This is a genomic window from Streptomyces sp. HSW2009 (assembly GCF_040240285.1).
Lineage (GTDB): Bacteria > Actinomycetota > Actinomycetes > Streptomycetales > Streptomycetaceae > Streptomyces.
On record NZ_JBEHZD010000820.1, the window covers coordinates 1 to 2,484 of the forward strand.

Here is a 2,484-nt window from a genome sequence, read left to right on the forward strand (position 1 = left end):
GGGGCCCGGGGGTCCCCCCCCCCCCGGGGCCCCCCCCGCCCCCCCCCCCCGCCGCCGCCGCCCGCCCCCCCCCCGGGCCCCCCCCCCCGCGCGCCCCCACGCCCCGGAAACGGGGCGCAGGGGCGCGAGGCGCGAGGGGACCGCAATGCACCGCACCGCGAAGGATCGCGGCGGTGGAACGGCGACGCGCGGCGGTCCGGCCCTCAGGCCGCCAGGTCGCGGTCCCGCCGCTTGTCGCTGACCTGGGGGACGGCCGGGCCGGCGGTGGGGTGCTGCTCGGTGGAGACAGTGACGCCGGTGGCCGGCCGGTGGCTGCGGCCACCGGCCGCCCGCACCAGCCAGCCGACCCGCGAGTCGGCCACCGCGCTGGCCAGCGGCGTCAGCAGCATCATGGCCAGCGGGGCGAGCAACAGCGCGACGGCCGTGCCGAGCGCGAAGCCACCCACCACGTCGGTCGGGTAGTGCACGCCCATGTAGACCCGGCAGAAGCCCGCGACCAGCGCGATGAACAGGGCGAAGACCCCGTACTTGCGGTTGACCATGAAGATCGCGACCGCGATGGCGGCGACGAGCGTGGCGTGGTCGCTGACGAACGAGTAGTCACTCTTGCCGTCCACCAGGGCCACCACCCGCTGGTGGTCCTTGAACGGGCGGGGCCGCTCCACGAAGTTGCGGATCGGGATGTTGGCCAACAGGGCGATGCCGGCGGCGAGCGGGGCCCACAGCAGGCCGGCGGTGGCGCTCGCCGCGTCACTGCGCTTGCGCGCGCTCCACCACGCGCCGAACAGCAGCGCGACCAGAGCGAAGACGACGCCGAACTCGCCGACGAACTCCATCACACGGTCGCACCAGTGCGGCGCGTCCCGTGCCCAGCCGTTGATGTCGTAGAGCAGGCTGACATCCGGGTTCGAGCCCTCCCTGACCTCTGCTGCCAAGGGGGACTCCACTGCGAGTCCAGCCATCTGCCGCGGCCCCTTATCTGTGTGCCCGTCACGCCCGTCGCTGCATGCAACTGGCCGCCCCCGCAGTCCTTCAACCCAGTCTGCTGCTATTCCACTCGAAGGAAACGCCTGTGTGGGGCAACACGTTCCACTCTCCACCCAACGATCACCAGGACGTTATCGAAGGGTGACCCATCGTCGCAGCTCAGAAAGTCGGCATCACGCAGGGTTCCGGCCACGCCACGCCCCGGAAAGTGCCCGTGATCGGCTTCCGCTCCGTTGCCCGAACCGGTCCGGGCAACGGCTGTCGACCGGTCAGGAGGCCGCCCGCTCCTGGGGGGTGGGGAGCGCATTCGCGCCATCTTTGGTGACCCGGGTCGCCCCGATGTAGTCCGGCGAATCGATGTCGTCGTAACGGATCACCGCGCCGGTGTACGGCGCATTGATCATCTTGCCGCCGCCGACGTAGATCCCGACGTGGTGGATGGACCGCGGGTCCTGGAGGTCGTACGCGAAGAAGACGAGGTCGCCCGGTTGGAGTTCGTCGCGACTGGGGTGCGGCCCGGCGTTCCACTGGTCGTTGGCGACGCGCGGCAACTTGATGCCGACGGTGGCGTACGCGGCCTTCGTCAGCCCCGAGCAGTCGAACCGCCCGTCCTGGTCCGGCGTCCCGTTGCCGCCCCACAGGTAGTCCTTGCCGAGTTGCTTCTGCGCGAAGTAGATCGCCGCAGCCGCCTGCTTGGACGCGGCCACCGGCCGGGTCGGCGCCGCGAAGCTCTTGGCCAGGGTGGTGATCCGCTGCACGTAGTTCTGCGTCTCGTTGTACGGCGGCACCCCGTTGTACTTGATCACGGCGTACGAACCGGCGTTGTAGGAGGCCAACATGTTGTGCGTGGGGTCGCCCGGCACGCCCTTGACGTACTTGGCGAGCGCGCAGTCGTACGCGGCGGCCGACGGGATCGCGTCCACCGGGTCCCAGATGTCCCGGTCGCCGTCGCCGTCGCCGTCCACCCCGTACGCGTCCCAGGTGCCGGGGATGAACTGCGCGAGACCGCGCGCGTTGGCCGGGCTCACGGCCTTCGGGTTCCAGCCGCTCTCCTGGTAGAGCTGCGCGGCGAGGAGCGCCGGGTTGATGGCCGGGCAGCGGTTGCCGTGCTCCTCCACCAACCTCACGTACTCCGCCGGCACGGAACCCTCCACGAGCCGCACGGAACCGCCCGAGCCGCCGCCCGGGAGCTTGCTCGCGACCATGTACGTGGCCAGGACGAGCAGGGCGACGAGGGAAAAGGACAGCCCCATACCGATGCTGACAGCGAGCCAGGCCTTCTTGCGCACCGGGCCATCCTCCCCCATCCGGCGGTCACATGGACATGATGGGCACGGTACGACGACGCCCGCCACCTTGGCGAGAGGGCGTCTGACGTCCACCGATGCACGGCGGGAGCACACGGCGGAGGCATGCGTCACACGGGCGGGGGGGGCCCCCCCCCGGCCCGGGGGCCCCCCCCCCCCCCCGGGGGGCGCCCCCCCCCCCCCCCCCCCC

Annotated in this window: 2 protein-coding genes; both read right to left on the bottom strand. The window is 71.9% G+C overall.

Annotated features, from left to right (window positions below; genetic code table 11):
- Nucleotides 1–203: 203 nt before the first annotated feature.
- Nucleotides 204–962 (bottom strand): phosphatase PAP2 family protein, encoded by a 759-nt coding sequence (locus AAHZ94_RS32570; protein WP_349997314.1) that lies wholly within the window; start codon nt 960–962, stop codon nt 204–206.
- A 294-nt stretch (nt 963–1,256) separates the two neighbouring features.
- On the bottom strand, nt 1,257–2,294 hold the full coding sequence (locus tag AAHZ94_RS32575; protein WP_502964849.1) for a bifunctional lytic transglycosylase/C40 family peptidase: 1,038 nt from the start codon (nt 2,292–2,294) through the stop codon (nt 1,257–1,259).
- Nucleotides 2,295–2,484 lie beyond the last annotated feature (190 nt).

Coding starts and splice junctions, on each gene's coding strand:
- AAHZ94_RS32570 (WP_349997314.1), bottom strand. CDS start 962: ATGGCTGGACTCGCAGTGGAGTCCCCCTTGGCAGCAGAGGTCAGGGAG.
- AAHZ94_RS32575 (WP_502964849.1), bottom strand. CDS start 2,294: ATGGGGGAGGATGGCCCGGTGCGCAAGAAGGCCTGGCTCGCTGTCAGC.